1 pseudogene is annotated in these 292 nt (G+C 67.5%); it reads right to left on the reverse strand.

The annotated features are described in order from the left end of the window. Positions 1-282 (reverse strand): annotated as a pseudogene (locus ACOADB_RS25815) (hypothetical protein); the annotation flags it as partial. Positions 283-292 lie beyond the last annotated feature (10 nt).

Below are 292 nucleotides of genomic sequence, written 5' to 3' on the forward strand. Positions count from 1 at the left end.
GGTGACGGTCACGGTCGGTGTCATGGTGCGGTCCGAGGTGCGGTAGAGCAACTGCCAGGCAGCGGCAGGGATCGGCAGCTCGAAGGACCTGACCTGGACCCGACGTGACGCGATCACCTGCCCCGGTTGGTACGACGCCAGGTCGGCCGGTGCGGCGAAGAACGGATCGTCCTCCGGGAGCGGCAAGGGCTCGGCCGCGGAGGCAGGGACAGCAGGGGCGAGCAGCACGACCGCGATGAGAACCGCGAGCAGCTCACAAAGCGAAATGATGGTCTTTCGCATGAGCGGAGCG

This window comes from Nocardioides sp. CPCC 206348, from assembly GCF_048654705.1.
GTDB lineage: Bacteria > Actinomycetota > Actinomycetes > Propionibacteriales > Nocardioidaceae > Nocardioides.